A 20,727-nucleotide genomic window follows, 5' to 3' on the forward strand; every position below is an offset into this window, starting at 1 on the left:
TTTTTCAGGTAAAATTACCTGATTATGAGTTTTGCCACTTTTTGTCACCGCTAAAATTGGGACACAAGAGGGTTCTAGATTTATTATTGCACAAAATTTATGATCCGATCATAAAAGATCAATAAACCTAAAGCCCCTTATATGAAGAGAAAACTACCTTTCGTTTTTTTAGTATTCATTAATTTTATTGTTTTTGCACAGGAAACCTATGTTCCTGATGATAATTTTGAAGCCTTTCTTGAAGCTAACGGTATGGGTAACGGAATTGCTAATGATGATTATGTTACTTCAGCTAATATTTCTTCAGTAATTTCATTAGATATTTCTTCTCAAATGATTGCCGATATTACAGGTATTGAAGATTTTACTGCATTAGAGGTTTTAGATTTTTCAAATAATGGAGTAGGGGATTTTGATTTGTCAAATAATAGCACCTTAAAAGAATTGTATTGTGCTACAAATGGAATGAGTAATATCAATATTTCTGCCAACGTAAACCTAGAAATTTTAGATTGTTCTGATAATAGCAACACAACAATTGATGTAAGCACTAACGTCAAGTTGAAAGAATTAAATATTTCAACCAATGGTACCACTTCATTAAACCTGGGTAGCGTTTCAACTTTAGAAAAAATAGACTTGAGTAATAATAACTTAACAGGTCTTGATGTAACTAATTTATCCAATGTTACGGATCTAAATTGTGATACGAATTATACCCTAAATATTACTGATTTTAGTTCACTAACGAGCCTTGTAAATTTAAATTGTAGTAATACCAACTTAAGAAGTTTAGACTTATCGAGTAATATATTGCTAGAAGCACTTACCATTGATTATATGTCAGGTTTTTATTTAAACCTTTCAAGTAATACAGCCTTAACAAGTTTCTCGGCTATGAGTAGTGATTTAAATAGTCTAAACATTAAAAATGGGAACAATGCTAATATTACGTCATTTGATGCTCGATTTAACCAATTTACTTGTATACAAGTAGATGATCCTACTGCAAGTTACTTAAGTACATGGCAAAAAGATAATAAAGCTTCTTTTCAACTGGATTGTAGTGAAACTAATATTCTTGATGAAAATTTTGAATATCATTTAGAAAATCACGATGCTGATGGAAATGTGGTTGCCGTTGGAAGCTCAAACAGTATGGGAAATGGAATTTTGGATGATGGAAAAGTTTTCACTTCAAGAATAAAGGATGTTACCTTTTTAAATATCTCAGGAAATAGTATCGATGAACTTGACGGATTAGAAGCCTTTGAGTCGTTAGAGATTCTAGATTGTTCGGAGAATAATTTTAACGAGTTTGATTTTTCTCAGCTTCCGGAACTAAAAGAGTTATACATACATGATCTGTTTTTTGCAGTTTTAAATCTATCGAGCAACTTGAAAATAGAAAAGTTAATCTATAATGATGCAAATAGTACTACCCTAAACTTAGGAAATAATGCAGTTATTAAAGAATTAAACATTGGAGGAAACAATATTACTTCATTTGATGTATCGCCTTATGCATCGTTAGAAATTTTGAATATTGATGATAACTATCAAATTCTTCCTATCAATGTTCGTCCATTAACTAGTTTAAAAGAATTAAATGCAAATAATACAAGTTTGCAAAGTTTAGATGTGAGCCAGAATGTGTTATTAGAAACATTATCTATTGATCGAGCTTCAGGGTTTTATTTAGATCTTTCTAGTAATACTGCATTAACTCGTTTTTCTGCTCGTACTTCGGATATGTCTGGAATCAACATACAAAATGGAAACAATACGAATATTACTTTTTTTGATGCAGAACAAAATAATTCAACTTTAAGATGTATTCAAGTAGATGATCCCAATGCTTCGTATTTAAATACTTGGAATACAGATAGTGAAGCTACTTTTCGTTTCAATTGTGGAGAAACCAATGTACCCGATGAAAATTTTGAAAATTATTTAGAAACACATGATGCAGATGGAAATGTAGTTTCTGTTGGTGATGCTTCTAGTATGGGTAACGGAATAGAAAATGACAATAAAGTATATACTTCAAATATTTCGAGTGTTGTAGAATTGGATATTTCGGGGTTAACTATTAGTGATGCCACGGGTATTGAAGATTTTGTAGCATTACAAACTTTCAACTGTTTTAATAATTCATTATCTAGTATTGACCTTTCACAGAATGTAGCATTACAAACCCTAGCCATAGGAAGAAATAATCTTACAAGTTTAGATTTATCACAAAATACATTAGTAACTTTTGTAAGTTGTTTACGAAACCAAATTACAAACTTAAATGTTTCCCAGAATACAATGTTGGAAACTTTAGGATGTAGTAATAACCGGCTTAGTAACCTTGATATTACCAACAACCCAGCATTAAAAACACTATCATGTTACACTAATCTTCTTGGTAGTTTGGATGTAACACAAAATCCATTATTAGAAGATTTGGATTGCGTAGATAATCAGCTTACCCTTCTGGACGTTTCTCAAAACTTAGAATTACTAGAATTACAGGCCTATGAGAATTCGTTAACAAGTCTTGATGTAAGTAATAATGTAAAGCTAGTCGAGTTATTTATAGAAGATAACCAAATTACGAGTTTAGATGTTTCAAAAAACACAGTTCTAGAAGATTTATCTTGCGCATACAATGCATTAACTTATCTCAATATTAGAAACGGGAATAATGCGAATTTAAACCCTAGCGATTTTGATATTCGTAATAATCCAGGACTTACCTGTGTAGCGGTAGATGATGTTGCATATGCAAATGTTAATTTAAGGGATAAGGATACGCAAACGGTTTATGCTACTTTTTGTAACCAAACCTATGTACCTGATGATAATTTTGAAAATTATTTAGAAACACATAACGAGTTTGGTACAGTAGTGCTTGTTGGTGACCCAACTAGTTTAGGTAATGGTATTGCTGATGATAATTACGTAGGAACAGAAAGAATACAAAACGACACTGTTTTGGATCTTAGTAATCAGGGAATTGCTGACTTTACGGGACTAGAAGATTTTGAAAACGTAGAAAGATTGTATACAAATAGCAATACAATTTCCAACTTAGATCTTACGGCAAATACAAAATTAATTGAAATTAGCTGCCAGTCCATGGGACTTACCGGTATCAACATATCGGGATTAACCTCTCTGGAAATAGTAAGAGCTAGAGATAACAATTTATCAATGATAGATGTAAGTTCTAATGTAGCATTGCATACCTTAAATTTAGATGATAATAATTTTAGCAACATAGATTTAAGTGCAAATGCTGCATTAATTGATTTTAGAATAAGAGAAAATACGATAAGCACCTTAGACCTTTCAAGCAATATTAATTTAAAGAGTTTATATGTAGATGATAATTCACTATCCACTCTAGATGTATCAAATAATACGCTAATAGAAACATTACGATGTGGAGGGAATCAATTTACAACCATCGATATAAGTTTACTTTCTAATCTTGATAGTTTTTCTATAGAAGATACTCCTACACTTATAGTATTAGATATTACTAATAATACTAATCTGGAAGATATCGATGTGAGTAATACATCATTATCTTCTTTGGATTTATCAAATAATACCGAATTAATTGAAATATATACAAATAATGCAGCTATCACAGGACTAGACTTTAGTAATAGCCCAGATATAGAATATGTAGAGTGTCAAAATGGACAATTAATATCCTTAAACTTTAAGAATGGAGCTAATAATAGTGGGATGGAAGTATACGCTACTGGAAACCCTAATTTAGTTTGTATTCAGGTTGATGATCCTACAGCTAGTTATTTAAGTAGTAGTAGCTGGGAAAAAGATGCTACGGTTAGTTTTAGTGACGATTGCAATTGGACCTATGTGCCCGATGATAATTTCGAGAACTATTTAGAAACTCATACCGCTGCAGGAGGATTCGTTTCTGTAGGAGATCCAACAAGTATGGGTAATGGAATAGCCAATGACAATTATGTAACTACTGCTAATATTGAAAATGTAATGAATTTATTTATTGCTTTTCAAGGGGTTACTGATGTAACAGGCCTAGAAGATTTTACAGCTTTACAAACATTATTTATCTTTAGTAATACATTAACTGATACTGATTTAGACCTTACAAGTAATTCTAATTTGATAAGAATAGATGGAGGAGATATGGGATTAACCAGTATTAATGTTACAGGATTAACAGCTTTAGAAAGAATAGATATACCTCGTAATAATTTTACAACGATTGATCTTTCCACAAATACTGCTTTAAAAGAATTAATAGTTTCTTCTAATGATTTATCTGGTTTAGATGTAAGTAATAATATCTTATTAGAAGATTTACAAATTCATGAAACCACTTTAAGTAGCATTGATGTTAGTGCTAATGTCAATCTTACTCGAATTATTGCTTCTTTAAATCAATTTACATCATTAAATACTCAAAATAATGTACTACTTGAAACTTTAAATTTATCTAGAAATCCATTGACTTCATACGATGTAAGTCACTTGTCAAATCTTCAAGATTTAAGTTTTGATGAAACCAATATTACTTCGATTGATATTAGTCAAAATACCAATCTAGTAGAGTTTAATGCAAGAGATATAGATGAATTGGTAGAGTTGAATGCTAAAAATGGGAACAATAGCAATTTTACAGAATTTAGGGTAACGGGTTGTCCTAATTTAACTTGTATTGAAGTAGATGATCCAACTGCAGGTTATTTGTCGGGTTGGGAGAAAGATGCCACGGCAAGTTTTGCCGAGTATTGTCGATTTACAACGATTCCTGATGCTAATTTTGAAGCCTATTTAGAAACACATAACGAATTTGGAGGAACTGTTGCTTTAGGAAGTGCCAATAGCTTAGGAAATGGAATCATTGATGATAATTTAGTACCTACTGGAAAAATTGAGGCAATTCAATTGCTAACTCCAAGAAATGAAGGAATAGAAGATTTTACAGGAATAGAAGATTTTACAAATTTAATTCGTTTTTGGATCGATGATAATCCACTAGCGAATACTAATTTAGATTTAACGAATAATCTACTATTAGAAACAGTAACTGCTGAGAATACAGGGATTACGAGTATTAACATAGCAGGGTTAATCGTACTAAGAGGTTTAGAAGCACCAAATAATAGTCTTACTAATATAGATATCTCTACCAATACGGGGTTAAAGTTTTTAAACCTAGCGGATAATGATCTAACTACTATAGACGTAAGTAATAATGATTTGACCAGCTTAACAGTTACCAATAACAGACTAGGTGCAATTGATGTAAGTGATCAAACCAATCTAATATCTCTATACTGTGAGAATACCAATATCACAGCATTAAATATTCAGAATAATCCATTGTTAGAAAATTTAGGGTGTGGTCTGAATCCATTGAGTAATCTTGATGTCGCTCATCTTTCAGGGCTTCGTGATTTATCATTTAGTACTACTAGTATTTCAGAGATAGACTTAAGTAACAATACCAATTTAAGTATATTAGAATGTGATAGTACGCCGCTTACATATTTGGATTTAAGTAATCAGAGTACTTTGGATAATTTATCGTGTAAAAATGCACTTCTTACCAATTTGAATTTACGAAGTGGTAACAATGCAGATTTGGATAATGTAGATGTTACAGGTAATCCAAGTTTAACCTGTATAGAAGTTGATGATCCAACTGCTCCAGTCGTAGCAGGTTGGTTAAAAGATGCTACTGCTAATTATGCAGAGTTCTGTAGACTAACCTATGTGCCAGATGATAATTTTGAAACTTTTCTGGAAAATAATGGTTACGGTAACGGAGTAATTGATGATTATGTATATACAGCATTAGTAGAGATTTCTGAAGGATTTAATCTGCATAATGGATTGGTTGCGGATATGACAGGGATCGAAGACTTTAGAGATATGTGGTTCTTAGGATGCCGTAACAATACTAATTTGATAAGTATTGATTTAAGTAAAAATACAAAGCTAACTAATGTTACATTAGCCAACAATAACCTAGCAAGCTTAAATGTAACAAATAATACGTTGCTTGACAAACTATATTTAGATAGGAATTCTAACTTAGGACCTGTAGATGTTTCTATGCTTAGTAGTTTGACTACACTGAGTGTTTCGGATACAGGGATTAATGCTATAGATATTTCTAATAATCCATTATTGCGATTGTTAAATGTTAATGATAATAATTTTACGGAGTTTGATATTTCAGCATATCCAAATATTATTCAATTAAGAATAGCTAATAACCAATTGACATCATTAAATGTAGCGAATGGAAATAACGATAATTTCACGTGGTTTGATGCTTTAGGAAATCCTGATTTAACTTGTATTAAAGCTGATAAAGTAGTTCAGTTATATCCAGATATTTGGCAAAAAGATGCTACGGCTAGTTTTGCGTTATATTGTGATGTAACCTATATCGCAGATGCTAATTTTGAAAATTACCTGGAGACGCATGATGCAGATGGAAATGTAGTTGCTTTAGGAGATGTTGTAAGTTTAGGTAATGGTATTGCCGATGATAATCAAGTATATACGGAGAAAATAAATAAAGTCGTTGATTTAGATGTAAGTAGCCTTGATATTACAGATTTAACAGGAATCGAAGCTTTCGTTGCTCTTGAATTATTGAACGTTGATTTTAATGATTTAACAACCTTAGATGTCAGTTATAATACCAATTTGAGAATTTTGGATGCGGCGGAAAACGATTTTATTTCTTTAGACTTTACGGGGCATCCAGCTTTAGAAGAAGTAAATTTGCGTTCTAATGCTATCACAAGTTTATTGGTAGATAATAACCCGAACTTAAAAAAGTTAAATGTTGGTAAAAACGGTCTAACTTCTTTAGATCTTAGTTCTTGTACACAATTAGAAGAACTTTCTGCTCACCAAAACTTGTTAGAATTACTTAATGTAAGAAATGGTAGTAACAACCTAATTACAGATTTCTTTGTTCTTTACAATCCGAATCTAACATGTATTCAAGTAGACGATTCTACTGCTTCATATTTAAGTAGCTGGGGAAAAGATGATATCGCTAGTTTTAACGAAGATTGTGTTGCACCAGTAATTATCTTAACAGGAGCGAACCCACAAGAGATTGAATTGGGAGCTGGGTATATGGAATTAGGCGCTACTACGGATGATGGATCTAATGTGGTAATTAATGCTACAGACTTTGTAGATGCAGTTGGTAGTTATACGATTCGATACAATGCTACAGATGTGTCAAACAACGCTGCAGTAGAGGTTACTAGAACTATAAATGTGGTTGATACAACGGCACCTGTGATTACTTTGGATGGAGATAATCCACAGACTATTGAATTGGGAGCAGGATATACAGAATTAGGTGCTACGACTGATGATGGTAGTACTGTGGTGATTGATGCTACTGATTTTGTAGATGATATAGGTACTTATATAATCAGCTATACTGCCACAGATGCTTTTGGAAATATTGCTGTAGAAGCAATCCGACTTGTCGATGTAATAGATACTACCGCTCCAGTTATTACACTACTAGGAGAGGATCCACAAACTGTAGAACTTGGGGCAGGCTATACAGAGCTGGGTGCAATAACTGATGATGGAAGCAATGTTGTGATTGATATTTCAGATTTTGTAGATGCAGTAGGTAGTTACATGATTAGATATAATGCAACGGATGCATCAAATAACGATGCAATAGAAGTCATCCGAACCGTAAATGTAGTCGATACTACAGCTCCAGTTATTACTTTAACAGGAGATAATCCACAAATAATTGAATTAGGAGCAGGATACGCCGAATTGGGAGCAACCACAGATGATGGAAGCAATGTTATGATTGACATTTCAGATTTTATAGATACAGTTGGAAGTTATACGATTCGGTACAATGCAACAGATGCTTCAAACAATATGGCTATAGAAGTCATCCGAACCGTAAATGTAGTCGATACTACAGCTCCAGTTATTACTTTAACAGGAGATAATCCACAAATAATTGAATTAGGAGCAGGATACGCCGAATTGGGAGCAACCACAGATGATGGAAGCAATGTTATGATTGACATTTCAGATTTTATAGATACAGTTGGAAGTTATACGATTCGGTACAATGCAACAGATGCTTCAAACAATATGGCTGCAGAAGTAACCAGAACCGTAAATGTGGTAGATACTACTAACCCAGCTGTAGTATGTCAAAACATAACTGTACAGTTAGATAACACTGGAAATGTAAGTATTACAGCTGCAATGGTAGATAATGGTTCTACGGATCTATCTGGGGTAGCATCGTTAGCTGTAGATATTACAGATTTTGATTGTGCCAATATTGGAGACAATCCTGTTGTACTAACGGTTAATGATACCAATGGAAATAGTGATATATGTATGACAATAGTTACCGTTGTTGATAACATAAGTCCTGAATTTGATACTTCAACAGTGCCAACAGATATAGAAGTACCTTTTGATACTGGAGATATGTATACACTCGAAGATTTCACAGTGGGAGTAGTGATTACAGATAATTGTGATACTAACAGAGCTGTTTTGACTTCGACGATTACTCAAAATCCGGTCGCAGGAACTTTATTAGGTGCAGGAGATCATATTATTACCCTCACTGCTGCTGATACTAATTCGAACGAAGAAAATGTAACATTTACTATCAGTGTAGGTAATGTATTAAGTATTGAAGAAAATGAGCAAGATAGTTTTACACTCTATCCTAATCCAGCGAAACAACAGTTTCAGGTTTCAGGGTTTTCAGGAGAAGCAGAGCTATCCGTCTATGATGTTAATGGACGTAGTTTACTTATAGAAAAAGTAGATACTGGCCAATCTATATCTATTCAGGAGTTACCAAATGGGGTATATTTTGTAAAAATCGCTATAGGAACCACCTACAAGACGATTAGATTGATGAAAAACGAATAGACAGAACCCTTTATTTTTTTGCAAGAAAATCAGTGCTACGAAGTTAAGGGGTCGTAGATACATGAAGTTGCAAGATAAAACCACTCAAGTAATTGGGTGGTTTTTTATATATTTAATTCAAGTTTTAGTATAAAGTAAAAACTCACCTATTAGACATTATAAAAAAACACTACAACACTTATGTGAAACGAGTAGTTTTATTTTGTAAATTGATCGAGAAATAGGAAAGTATTACTATTAAACCTTATTGAATTATTTTAATAAAACCCAAAATTAAGACACTATGAGATCAATATTACTATCATTACTTATTATTACCCTTCTTGCTTCTTGCAAGTCTCAGCAAAAAAGCGATACCTTGAGTGGAAATGAAGATATTGAAAACATTACAGAGGATGAATTACTTACAGGTAAAGTTCTAGGTAAGAGAAAAAAGAAAATGCAATATGTTGCTGTAAAACTAGTAGTTGATGAGAATACTTGCATGAAAGCCTATACTGACGAAGATGGGTTATATGATTTTTTAATCAATCCTAGTAAAATGAAAGCGGATAGCTATTTTGAATTTGTTTATAAAGGATATGCGAAAAAACAAGTTCCATATAGTGAAATAGCAAAAAAAGGTACTGTCATTCTTAGTACCAAAGGAGATGTGGTAACAAGCACGGATTATCGCCTTTTTTATGAATCTGTACGTGCCTGTAAAGATGAATTATAGTTTATATCAAAAAAATAGTATTTATTTAATCCAGAGTATTACGAAATATGATTCGTAGGATAGCAACTATATTAAATTAATTTTACGCTTACTTTTAGCGGAGTTATAAATAGCTTCTACAATTCTAATATCTTTCATTCCTTCTTCACCAGGGACGAGGATATTGGTATTATTAAGTATGGATAATGCATCGTCATCCATTTGTTTAGCTTGTTGATTTTCTATATAAGTATTGAGTAGTTTTCCATCACTAGTCTCTCCTTGTACGCCAGCATACATAGAAAAAGGTTGTAATTGATACCATCCATTAGTGCAATCCACTCGTAGTCTATGCATATCGTGTCCTACACTAGTTTTTCCGTGAGCAACTGTTCCTGATGGAAATTCTAATGTAAAATGAGTAGTTTCATCAGTTTCGGTAAATATTTTTGGTCTAGTAGTCATTTGTTCTGCTATAACAGATATAGGCTCTTCGCCAGTTGCGTATCTGGCAGCATTCAAAGAATATACACCTAAATCATACATAGTTCCTCCACCTAATTCTGCATTCAATCTCCAACTTTTTGCGGGATTTCCTACATTATAACCTATCTCGGCATAAACTGTTTTAATATTCCCGTAGGGTTTGGTTGTAGCCCATTTTATGATTTGTTGAGTATTGGGTTCATGCTGCATTCTATATCCTATAGAAAGTTTTACCTTGTTTTTATGACAAGCTTTTATAATAGAAAGGCATTCTTCTTCAGTTTTTGCCATAGGTTTTTCACACCAGACATGTTTTCCTGTATTCGCTGCTTTGATAGCATACTTGGCATGCAGGCCTGTGGGCAATACAATATATAATACGTCAATATCTGGATTGTTCGCAATACGATCCATCGTATCATAACTGTATACGTTTTTATCCGGAATACCATATTTTTTCTGCCAGACAGGTATTTTAGAAGGTGTTCCAGTAACTATTCCGGTTAATCGACAATGTTTTGTTAGTTGTAATGCTGGCGCAAGGACAGTAGTACTATAGTTACCTAATGCAACTAGGCATACACCTAGTTGTTTCTGACTTGAATTGGCTAATAAATTGGAATAGGGAAGCAGGCTGCCTCCCAATAATAAACTTGTGTTTTTTATAAAAGTTCTTCTGTCCAGACTCATAACATAAGTTTTATATTATACCATCTGTCATTTGAATTTACTAGAATAAAATGTTCTTTTTTCACTTCAGTTTCAGAATAAAAATAAACTGTACACTATGATTAATTTTTCTTACTCAATAAATTCAAGCAACAACTGGTATTATTATAGAAAAGTCTAACTAACTTTGACCTCTTTTCAGTACTAATACGAACGAGGTTTCAAAAGTTATTAAATATCAATATATTCAGAAACAGTACGGTCAGATGTTGTTTCTCCCGTATGTTTAGTGCTTGCTTTTTCGAATAAAAGAAGATGCACTTCTTCATTGTTTTTTGTAGTAGGGCAGTGTTCTACTCCTTTAGGCACTACAATAATTTCACCAGCTTCGACTTTTACTGTTTTATCTCTAAATTTCATATAAAGTGTACCTTTTACTACCTGAAAAAGTTCATCTTCATGATCATGCTTATGCCATACAAAATCACCACTTACTTTTGCTAGATACACTTGATTGTCATCTACTGTTGCAATTCGATGCGGATGCCAGTGTTTATTAAATTTTGAAAGTTTATCATTAATGTTAATCGCTTCCATGTTTTCAACTTAATTTTATGAAAACAAGTTACTTATTTCTTGATTGATTCTGGTAGGTCTTAACGTTTCTTTATGGAGTAAACACCACATGGTTTTGGCGGTAACGATTACTTTTTGGGTAGAAGTATTTATAATTTTAGTATGTCGCTCACTTTTGGCTCCGTGATGATGATCAATCCACGTTTGGAGGGTTAATTCATCATTTTCAAGAGCAGGCTTATGATATTCTATATAGTGATTTAATACTACCCAAACATAGGTGTTTCTTATTTCTTGATTGGTGTTAGTCTCCCAGTGCTGTTTGGCAATATCCTGTACCCATTGCAGATACATAACATTATTCACATGATTCATATCATCAATTGCTGATTTAGGGACTATAATATGTGATTCGAATATTTCAGAGTTCATTATGTAGGTAATGCTAAAGTTTTTTTGATAATATACTCTAAATGATTTTATAAAAACGTTAAAAGCTTTTTAAACAGTTACAGGATATCATAAATTTATTAGACTAACTTAAAATAGATATTCCATGAAATCAAATCTTTTAAACATCGATGGTGTTAAGATACTCTCCAGAGAGTGTCAGACAATGATCAAAGGACAAGCCGGGATAGACGTATCGTTATGTGGTTGTTCTTGTAGCGGAGCTGTAACGGGTCCAGCTTATTGCAGTGAATTTATTGCTTGTCCACAAGTATATACTTGCTAGGAAATTTATTAATAGTTCTAAAACTTTTTAATTATATCAATACTATTAAAAAGTTTTAGAACTATTTGATTTCTTTTATTTTAAAAACCTAGAATCAATTCTGCAATATAGAAGAACAAGAAAATTCCAAAGATATCGTTGCTTGTTGTTATAAACGGACCCGTTGCTATTGCGGGGTCAATTCCTCTTTTATCAAGAATTATAGGGACAAAGGTGCCAATTAGTGCAGCTACTATAATAACACTCATAAGGGCTATAGCAATCGTTAGACTAAATGAAATTTCATACCCCATTACGATCCCAAATAATATTACCAGAAGTGCCAGAGCAGCTCCATTAATTAAGCTAAGCCCCACTTCTTTTAGTAATCGATTCCAAAGACTACCTTTCACATTGTCATTAGCTAAACCTTGTACTATAATTGCTGATGACTGAACACCTACATTACCTGCCATCGCGGCGATAAGTGGGGTGTAGAAAAATAAGTCACGTATTCTTGGGTTCGTCATAACATCCTCAAAATCTTGCATAATAAATACACTGCCTAATCCTCCAAATAATCCTAAGATTAACCAGGGTAAACGTGCTCTTGTGAGTTCCCAAACATTATCATCTGCTTCTACATCCTGAGATATACCTGCTGCCATCTGATAATCCTTTTCAGCTTCTTCTTTGATAAAATCTACCATATCATCGATCGTAATACGACCGACCAAAACAGTTTCATGATCTACAACTGGGATAGCTTCCAGATCATATTTTTGCATAATTCTGGCAACTTCTTCGCCTTCGGTATCTACAGTTACATAGTCAACTTTAGGAATATAAACTTCGCTAATGTGTGTTTTTGCTGGAGCGGTTAGTAAATCTTTTAGAGATAATCTTCCTTTTAACCTTCCTTCCTTATCTATAACATAAATAGAGTGTACTCGGGTAACATTTTCCGCTTGACGGCGCATTTCTCGTACACATCCCGCAACTGTCCATGTTTCCTTTACTTTTACCAGTTCTTTAGCCATTAATCCTCCTGCAGTGTCTTCTTCATACAAGAGTAACTCTTTTATATCTTCGGCATGTTTTTCGTCTTCTATCTCCGCAATTACTTCTTCAGCACGATGTTCGGGGAGCTCTGCAATAATATCGGCGGCATCATCAGTATCCATTTCTTCTAACTCTTCTGCAATTTCTTTTACAGATAGGTTATCCAGAATACGTTCTCTAAAATCTTCTTCTAGCTCCATAAGAGCTTCAGAAGTTTTCTCACTATCAAACAATTTAATTAGGTAGGTAGCTTGATAAAGGTTTAGCTCTTCAATTATTTCTGCAAAATCAGCAAAGTGGATTTCTTTAAGCATTTCTTGCAAATGAGTATCGCCTTCATCATTAATGAGGCGCTTCACTTGTTCGATAAGCTCATTGGAAATCTCGAATGACATAAAATAGTTGTTTATGGATTTCTTTACAAATGCTCACAAAGATAACCAAAGAAATCAATTGCAGTTTAGATAGGTGTTAAATGAAATCAGTTTACCGATTTTTCAATAAGTAATGTTAGTTCTATAAACTGATCAACATTTAATTGCTCCGGTCTTTTGCTTAGCATATCCATCTCCTTAATTTCATCAATTAACTGGAAAGTTTTTAGACTGTTTCTCAATGTTTTTCTTCGTTGCCCAAAAGCAGTTTTTACTACTTTGTAGAAGAGTTTTTCATCACAAGGCAGTGTGTGTATTGGTTTTCTGATTAAGCGTAATACGCCACTATCTACTTTAGGCGGTGGGTTAAAAACAGATGGCGGGACTGTGAATAAATATTCAGCATCATAAAATGCCTGAGTTAGTACGGACAAGATACCGTAGGTTTTACTCCCAGATTTTTCGCAAATACGTTGAGCAACTTCTTTCTGAAACATTCCTGTAAATTCAGGAATTCTATGACGTTTCTCTAAGGTTTTAAAAACAATTTGAGACGAAATGTTATATGGGAAATTACCAGTAATTGCAAATGGCTCATTGTCAAATAATGTGTCAAGATCATATTTTAGGAAATCTGCTTCGATTACCTGAAACGCTCCTTTTCCGTTTCTGATTTCAGGATGTTCTAAAGGAAAATTGGTGTTGAGGTACTCAATAGATTCGGTGTCTAAATCCATAGCAATTAGGTCAACATCTTTTTGGAGGATGTATTTGGTAAGGACTCCCATACCAGGACCAATCTCAATTACATTGGTGTAGTTATTTAAGGTTAGTGTATCTCCAATTTTTTTTGCAATGTCTTCATCTTTTAAAAAATGCTGACCTAAATGTTTTTTTGCGCGGACAGCAGTCTTTTCTTGGCGGCCTTTATAGTTTGAGGATTGGGCTTTGTTTTTTTTGAATTTGGAGGACATCCTATGATTGTTTTGTGAGTGGTTGGATTTTTTCTAAAATATTTTTTTCTATTTCAGCACGATCCTTTTTTTTAAACCATGAAATTTCAAGATCAATTTTATAATCATCTTTGGTCACAATATAAGGTTCAGAACCTCCTTTAGCGGGATAGAAATTTTTAATAAAATCGTACGCAACTTCTTGACGACCAATGATCATATAATCGTCATAGAAACTAATCGTTGGCTTATTAGATCGTATGATTAAAAATGCAGCTAAAACAAAGGCAATAATAAGGAATATAAATATTACTTTTTCAAAAAATGAACTTTCGACAAAAAAAGTAACAATATCTAGAAATATACTAACTATGAAAATCGAAAAACCAGCACCAACGATAAGACCAAAAATCTTAATTGCATACAAAAATGTTGGTCGGTATTGTTTCATTGTTATTGTTCGCTAATGATTTCTAATTCTGTTCTGAAAGCAACAAAATGTCCTGCAAATCTATTTGTTTTAGCTCGAAGACGTTCTGCATCCTCAGCGTAATATTGTTCGAGTGTCATTTTATTATCTGTAGTATATTGGACAGAATAAGTAAGGCCTCCCATTTCTTCTTCTACTAGAACTTTACTCATTAAAGCTTTACTGAATTTTCCAGTAGCCAGCATATCCGGAATATGTTCATTTTTCATCCAGTCCAACCATTCTTCATGTTTGGTTTCTTCTATGTTGATGGTAACGTTATAAATGTACATTTATAGTGTATGATTTATCGTTGATAGTTTTGTAAAATGCAAAGAAACGAAATTATAATGGTTATCATCTTGTTATATCTATAGGAGTCTATTACTTATTTTTATGCGAATATGTTTTACGCATTTACGTATAAAATAAACTAAAATTCCAAATTGTAAAATAGTGTAGAATACCTTTATCCAAGATTTACTACTATTTATTATGACTGTTACTATTTGTTGGTGTACGGTTAGTTGCGTGACTAGAACAACTAAAAATAGCAAAAGGAGACTGAATATAAATACCTTAGTAATTAATTAAGATACGTTGTTATGTGCTTTTAATTAGCTTTCCTGCTTAGCAAAACCGACTGTTTTACGATAAATATTAGGAGAGACTCCTACTTGTTTTTTAAAAAATCTACTGAAATAATATTCATCTTCATATCCGAGTAAAAAAGCCACTTCCTTTACGGATTTTGATGTAAGATATAGTTCTCTTTTTGCTTCGACAACTATTCGCTGTGCTATTAGTTTGGTTAGTGTTTTGTTAAAATACTCTTTAACAAGTTTACTTAATACACTAGAAGAAATATTTAAAATTTCAGAATAGTCTTTGGGAGTATGTTTTTTCTTGTAATTCGCTTCGATAGAATACATTAATGATTGTAAAATCTGGGGTTTACTATTCTCTTTAGATGATGTTTTTGCATTATTTGTATCTAAATTTTTTATCCTTAAGATTGAAATAAGAAATATCTTCAAATAAGATACAAGTGATTCGTGTTGTCCTATTTTGCCTTGTGCAATTTCTAATTCCATTTGAGTAATAATATTTAGAAGTGTTTCCTCATTTGACAAATTGAAAAAGGAGCGCCCAAAAATATTATGAAACAAGACTCCTTCTGTTTCAATCTCATTTTGATGTTTATAAGTACAAAAAAAGTCAGAGTGAAAATTTAATACGATTCCAGAAACATTTTTGATGGATTTTAAAGAATAGGGTTGATATGGTGAAATACAAATAACTGTTTTATTGGAAATTATATATTTTTCGAGTTCTATTTGTAACTGAACCTCACCTATAAGAATAAGTATGATAGAATAATAATTATGCCTTTGTATATGGTCAAAATTACTATCATCACTAAATGAAAATAGCTTAAATGCTAGCTCTCCATTTGTTTCATTGATAAGTGTTGATGTCTTGTTTTTCACTCTAAAAATAACTTAAATAACTGAAGATTAAGTAGTTTAGGTTAATCTTCAGTTATAAATTTAAAAATTAACTCATTTGGTTTTTTGAGGCTAATATTTCCACTTTTTCAATAGTAGGGTCTTCAGTTAATAATTCAGATGCATTTGCCATAAGTGCATTAGCAATTTTTCCGGTTAAATGTGCTTGTCTTCCTTCCTCGTGAGGGAAAGTATCAAAGATACCAAAAGTAGAAGAGTCAATTTTGATAGCATACCAAGTAATCGTATCTGGTTCATCAATCGCTAAAGGAAGCGCGTTTGTAATAAAGTTTGCTACTTCTTGCTCTTTTCCCGTTTTTACTTGTAGTCTTACTAATAATGCGAATTTCATATTTTTTGTTGTTATGATTAATACTACTACAAAGCTATAGCGAAGGTCTCTTTCTGAAAATAGATAATTTAGGATTAATGATGGACATTTTTTTCTGTAACGAATCAAAAAAGTATCTATTTCAACTTAATACTTTATAAGATTACTTTCGGGAATGAACGAGGTTTATTTGTATGATGAATTGCACATATCACCAATATATTCGAAAATACTAGGTAAAAGAAATAGAATTGAAAATAATGAAAGCAACCTAATTATTATAAGTATGAATATTGTTTTCACGATCTTTTTTAAAGAGCTATTTCTTCTATTAACATAATATACTAAAAGAAAATGGGTTACTTCGCTACCTACTAATTAATAGCATCGCCTCGTAAGGTTCGGTACTTTTTTCTGGCATCTACAAAATAAATACTATCCGCATGATTAAAGATTAGTTTCTCGTATAATTCTTTAGCCTTTTCTGGTTCTCTTAGCACATTTACATATAATTCTGCAAGCCAATAATATGCATCATCAACAAGAATATCATCTGGGTAGAATTCTATAATCTTTAGGTAGTTTACTTTCGCTTTTTCGAACTGTTTTTCCTTTTCGAATAATTTAGCTTGTCTTAGAAATGTTTCATCCTCAATTTTTTCACCTTTATGATTGACAAGTATTTCTCCGTATTTGGCGATGGCTTCTTGATTTTTATTCTGAAAAGCTAATAGATCACCTTTCGCAAAAATCTTTAATGCGGTCTGCGTAGAATCTTCTAATGAATTGTCACTTATGATAAGGCTCAGTTCCATTGCATCATTGGCAATTAATTGCGAGGTAGATGATTTCAGTACATCTAATTGCGTTTGCGCCCAGGCAAAATCGCCTTTGTAATAACTTGTTTTTGCTACTTTGAATCTAGCGTCTTGAGCTAAAAAATTATTTTTTAAAGCGTTTTGTACTTGGGTATAATAAATAAGTGCTTGGTTGAACTTTTGATCTAAAACAAGAATATCTGCAATTTTCATTTTAGCCCTAGAAGATTGAAATCTGGAGAGTTTTTCTTCATCTAATAATCGTTTAAGAAAATCAACAGCTTCTTGTTTTCTATCTTGATTAAAAGCTAGGAAATGTGCATAATCAATTTGTAATCCAATAGTTTCTCTAGATTTTCCGTACGTCTCGAAAATTGTATTATATTGTTGATTAATCGCTTTATATTCTTTCTTGTCAGCAAGGTCAGTTTTGGCTTTGAGAATAATTTTATGAGCGGTTAGTTTCATATCATTTCCAGCAGGCGCTTCGAGAATGTAATCTAAAATCTGTGTTGCAGACTTTATATCTTTAGCTCCTATAGCAATTCGTGCGAGTCCAATAATACCTTGTAATCCTTCATCTTTACGTTTATAAATAGCCTTTTCTTGTACAAAAGCTTTTTTGAAATCTTTTTGCTGTACAAAAAGCCAGCTAAGCATTTCATTATAAATAATATCTGGATTCTGCTGGAGTTTCTTTATTAATAATTTCCTGAAGATAGCATTGGCTTCGTTTAATGGATCATCCGTGATATATTGATTAAAGTTTCTCTGAACAATATTCTTATAATTAGGTTGTAGTTGAAGTAACGAAAGATAACTATCAAACATCTTTTCTAACTTACCTTGCTCACCGTATATTTTAGCAAGTTGGACATTGAAATTAGCACCAGGATTGGAAGCCATTCCTTTTTCATAGATTAAAGCTGCCTGATCGAGGAGATTATATTTTTCGAAACTTTGAGCAAGAGAGTATGCTGCATTTACATTGTTATTGTTAAAACTTTTTATGGCTTTATCATAATATGTTTTTGCTTTTGTAGCATTTTCCTGAACTTCGTAATGATGTCCTAATTCAACAAGTAATTGTGCATTGTTAGGCTTTTTTTCAATTTGTTTTTGCAAGATCTTTTCTGCCTTATCGAATTGCTCTAGCTGTTGGTGTGATTCTACCAATCCCAAAAGATAATTGGTACGATTGGGGTTTTTATTATATAACTTCTGATATACAGAAAGTGCTTTTTCATATTTACCTTGCTGCATATAATTCTTCGCCAGCTGCTCGGATTGACCAAACATTGGGACAGCAAAAAATAAGGCTATATAGAATAAGATAAAGCGCATACTGCAAGTTTTTTTGTAAATATAGCAAATAGTTACTGAGTATTGGAGTGTTAGAGCATTGGAGAGAATAGTTTTAAGAAAAATATAAGTATAAAATTTTCATTTTAGTCCAAATTAAAGACTAATTTCTATATATAAATTCACCATACTAAATAGGTGCCTGGATAAAATATTTGAATCAAGTTCCGAGCTAAAAACTAATAAGTTAGCCTAATCATACCCAACAGGCCATGCTTTAATCAATAATTAAGAATCCTTTTTCGGGATACAATACGTTTCCATAGCTCTCATCTCTCAAAAAACTCACGAACTAAATAGCTAATCAATGTATTCAAAGCCACAATATGGGACTAATACGTCAGGTATTTTAATACCTTTAGATGTTTGATAGTTTTCTAAAATACCTGCTAACACTCTTGGTAATGCTAATGAACTACCGTTAAGGGTATGCGCCAACTGATTTTTACTATTAGTATCTTTAAATCTCAATTTGAGACGATTAGCTTGGTAGGATTCGAAATTAGAGACAGAACTTATTTCTAACCAACGATCCTGTGCTGTAGAAAATACTTCAAAATCATAGGTCAAGGCAGCAGTAAATCCGATATCTCCTCCACAAAGGCGTAAGATACGATATGGTAATTTTAATTCTTTAAGAATCTCTTTTACGTGATCTACCATTCCATCTAATGCTTTATATGAATTTTCCGGTTTTTCGATACGTACAATTTCTACTTTGTCAAATTGATGTAAACGATTCAATCCACGTACATGAGCTCCATAAGAACCAGCTTCTCTTCTAAAACAAGGTGTATATCCTGTACAACAAATAGGAAGATCATTTTCATTTACTAATTCATCCCTAAACATATTAGTAACTGGCACTTCTGCTGTAGGGATTAGGTAAAGATCATCTGCAGTAACGTGATACATTTGTCCTTCTTTATCTGGTAATTGTCCAGTGCCATAACCCGATGCTTCATTGACTAAATGTGGAACTTGATACTCTTTATAACCAGCCTCTGTGTTTTTATCTAGAAAATAACTGATTAACGCACGTTGTAATCTGGCACCTTTCCCTTTATAAACCGGGAATCCGGCACCGGTAATTTTCACACCAAGTTCAAAATCAATGATGTCATATTTTTTTGCTAATTCCCAATGGGGTAGTGCTCCATCTTCCAAAACAGGGATATCACCTTCTCTAAAAACCTCTTCATTATCCTCTTCACTTTGTCCATCAGGAACAGAAGTATGAGGAACATTAGGAATTGTATATAATAGATTTGTCAGTTCCTCCTGGATCTCAGATAACTTATTAGATAGATCTTTAGAACTCTCTTTAAGTTGACTTGTTTTTTCTTTTAAAATAGTAGCTTTTTTAGCTTCACCATTTTTAAACAGCACCCCAATTTCTTTGGATAATCTATTAGAATCTGCAAGCGTATTATCAAGTTGCGCTTGAGTAGCACGTCTTTCTTCATCTAGTTTGATTACCTTTTCCAGTACTGGAGCAGCATCAAAATTACGTTTAGCTAAGGCCTTAATATATTCCTCTTTATTTGCTGTAATTTGTTGTACAAGTAACATGTAGTTTGTTTTGGGCGAAAGAATATAAGCTGTTCCTGAGTTTGTCGAAGGACTGCTATCCTTATCGCAATGAAGAAGCAAATTTAAATAAAAGCATGGTTTTTGTATGAACTAGAAAGAATTTTTTAAAAAAAGTCTCTTGTCCTTAAAAAGGGTTACAAAAATATGGCATTT

The 20,727-nt window shown here is 32.6% G+C and carries 14 protein-coding genes; 3 read left to right on the forward strand and 11 right to left on the reverse strand.

Features of this window, described 5'->3' with window-relative positions; genetic code table 11:
• Positions 1-141 precede the first annotated feature (141 nt).
• Together Q0910_RS21205 and Q0910_RS21210 are read left to right on the forward strand one after the other, a co-directional pair.
• A complete protein-coding gene (locus Q0910_RS21205; RefSeq protein WP_299221127.1) occupies positions 142-8,961 on the forward strand; it encodes an immunoglobulin-like domain-containing protein in 8,820 nt (2,939 codons plus the stop codon).
• Between the two features lie 283 nt (positions 8,962-9,244).
• On the forward strand, positions 9,245-9,679 hold the full coding sequence (locus tag Q0910_RS21210; protein WP_299221130.1) for a hypothetical protein: 435 nt from the start codon (positions 9,245-9,247) through the stop codon (positions 9,677-9,679).
• A gap of 66 nt (positions 9,680-9,745) precedes the next feature.
• Here the strand turns inward: Q0910_RS21210 and Q0910_RS21215 are convergent, their stop codons facing one another.
• The 3 genes from Q0910_RS21215 to Q0910_RS21225 all read right to left on the reverse strand — a co-directional run bounded on the left by Q0910_RS21215 (position 9,746) and on the right by Q0910_RS21225 (position 11,821).
• Positions 9,746-10,834: a Gfo/Idh/MocA family oxidoreductase gene (locus tag Q0910_RS21215; RefSeq protein ID WP_299221133.1), complete on the reverse strand. Its 1,089-nt coding sequence runs from the start codon at positions 10,832-10,834 to the stop codon at positions 9,746-9,748.
• Between the two features lie 210 nt (positions 10,835-11,044).
• Positions 11,045-11,410: a cupin domain-containing protein gene (locus tag Q0910_RS21220; protein ID WP_299221136.1), complete on the reverse strand. Its 366-nt coding sequence runs from the start codon at positions 11,408-11,410 to the stop codon at positions 11,045-11,047.
• Between the two features lie 15 nt (positions 11,411-11,425).
• A complete protein-coding gene (locus Q0910_RS21225) occupies positions 11,426-11,821 on the reverse strand; it encodes an acyl-CoA thioesterase (RefSeq protein ID WP_299221139.1) in 396 nt (131 codons plus the stop codon).
• A gap of 124 nt (positions 11,822-11,945) precedes the next feature.
• On the opposite strand from Q0910_RS21225, the gene Q0910_RS21230 reads away from it, so the two are divergent.
• A complete protein-coding gene (locus tag Q0910_RS21230; protein WP_299221141.1) occupies positions 11,946-12,125 on the forward strand; it encodes a hypothetical protein in 180 nt (59 codons plus the stop codon).
• A gap of 80 nt (positions 12,126-12,205) precedes the next feature.
• On the opposite strand, the gene mgtE is transcribed toward Q0910_RS21230, so the two are convergent.
• From mgtE to serS, 8 genes are all read right to left on the reverse strand, one after another.
• A complete protein-coding gene (mgtE, locus tag Q0910_RS21235) occupies positions 12,206-13,561 on the reverse strand; it encodes a magnesium transporter (protein ID WP_299221144.1) in 1,356 nt (451 codons plus the stop codon).
• A gap of 86 nt (positions 13,562-13,647) precedes the next feature.
• On the reverse strand, positions 13,648-14,514 hold the full coding sequence (rsmA, locus tag Q0910_RS21240; RefSeq protein WP_299221147.1) for a 16S rRNA (adenine(1518)-N(6)/adenine(1519)-N(6))-dimethyltransferase RsmA: 867 nt from the start codon (positions 14,512-14,514) through the stop codon (positions 13,648-13,650).
• Position 14,515: 1 nt separating this feature from the next.
• Positions 14,516-14,944: a hypothetical protein gene (locus Q0910_RS21245; RefSeq protein ID WP_299221149.1), complete on the reverse strand. Its 429-nt coding sequence runs from the start codon at positions 14,942-14,944 to the stop codon at positions 14,516-14,518.
• A gap of 2 nt (positions 14,945-14,946) precedes the next feature.
• A complete protein-coding gene (locus Q0910_RS21250; RefSeq protein WP_299221152.1) occupies positions 14,947-15,255 on the reverse strand; it encodes a DUF4286 family protein in 309 nt (102 codons plus the stop codon).
• Between the two features lie 324 nt (positions 15,256-15,579).
• Positions 15,580-16,452, reverse strand: a complete 873-nt coding sequence (locus Q0910_RS21255) for a helix-turn-helix domain-containing protein (protein ID WP_299221155.1) — start codon at positions 16,450-16,452, stop codon at positions 15,580-15,582.
• A gap of 67 nt (positions 16,453-16,519) precedes the next feature.
• Entirely contained in the window at positions 16,520-16,822 is a 303-nt protein-coding gene (locus Q0910_RS21260; RefSeq protein WP_299221158.1) for an antibiotic biosynthesis monooxygenase, read from the reverse strand.
• Positions 16,823-17,175: 353 nt separating this feature from the next.
• Positions 17,176-18,963 carry a tetratricopeptide repeat protein gene (locus Q0910_RS21265; RefSeq protein ID WP_299221161.1) on the reverse strand — a complete coding sequence of 596 codons (1,788 nt, stop codon included), beginning with the start codon at positions 18,961-18,963 and terminating at the stop codon, positions 17,176-17,178.
• Between the two features lie 318 nt (positions 18,964-19,281).
• The gene (gene serS / locus Q0910_RS21270) at positions 19,282-20,553 is read right to left on the reverse strand and encodes a serine--tRNA ligase (protein WP_299221164.1); all 1,272 of its coding nucleotides are present in this window, start codon (positions 20,551-20,553) and stop codon (positions 19,282-19,284) included.
• Between the last annotated feature and the right edge of the window lie 174 nt (positions 20,554-20,727).

The sequence above is a fragment of the uncultured Aquimarina sp. genome, assembly GCF_947495315.1.
Classification (GTDB): domain Bacteria; phylum Bacteroidota; class Bacteroidia; order Flavobacteriales; family Flavobacteriaceae; genus Aquimarina.

What these genes read in the sequence shown, in the direction of transcription:
- serS (WP_299221164.1), bottom strand. Translation starts at nt 20,553, where the DNA reads ATGTTACTTGTACAACAAATTACAGCAAATAAAGAGGAATATATTAAG.
- Q0910_RS21230 (WP_299221141.1), top strand. Translation starts at nt 11,946, where the DNA reads ATGAAATCAAATCTTTTAAACATCGATGGTGTTAAGATACTCTCCAGA.
- mgtE (WP_299221144.1), bottom strand. Translation starts at nt 13,561, where the DNA reads ATGTCATTCGAGATTTCCAATGAGCTTATCGAACAAGTGAAGCGCCTC.
- Q0910_RS21260 (WP_299221158.1), bottom strand. Translation starts at nt 16,822, where the DNA reads ATGAAATTCGCATTATTAGTAAGACTACAAGTAAAAACGGGAAAAGAG.
- Q0910_RS21215 (WP_299221133.1), bottom strand. Translation starts at nt 10,834, where the DNA reads ATGAGTCTGGACAGAAGAACTTTTATAAAAAACACAAGTTTATTATTG.
- rsmA (WP_299221147.1), bottom strand. Translation starts at nt 14,514, where the DNA reads ATGTCCTCCAAATTCAAAAAAAACAAAGCCCAATCCTCAAACTATAAA.
- Q0910_RS21225 (WP_299221139.1), bottom strand. Translation starts at nt 11,821, where the DNA reads ATGAACTCTGAAATATTCGAATCACATATTATAGTCCCTAAATCAGCA.
- Q0910_RS21220 (WP_299221136.1), bottom strand. Translation starts at nt 11,410, where the DNA reads ATGGAAGCGATTAACATTAATGATAAACTTTCAAAATTTAATAAACAC.
- Q0910_RS21210 (WP_299221130.1), top strand. Translation starts at nt 9,245, where the DNA reads ATGAGATCAATATTACTATCATTACTTATTATTACCCTTCTTGCTTCT.
- Q0910_RS21245 (WP_299221149.1), bottom strand. Translation starts at nt 14,944, where the DNA reads ATGAAACAATACCGACCAACATTTTTGTATGCAATTAAGATTTTTGGT.
- Q0910_RS21205 (WP_299221127.1), top strand. Translation starts at nt 142, where the DNA reads ATGAAGAGAAAACTACCTTTCGTTTTTTTAGTATTCATTAATTTTATT.
- Q0910_RS21265 (WP_299221161.1), bottom strand. Translation starts at nt 18,963, where the DNA reads ATGCGCTTTATCTTATTCTATATAGCCTTATTTTTTGCTGTCCCAATG.
- Q0910_RS21250 (WP_299221152.1), bottom strand. Translation starts at nt 15,255, where the DNA reads ATGTACATTTATAACGTTACCATCAACATAGAAGAAACCAAACATGAA.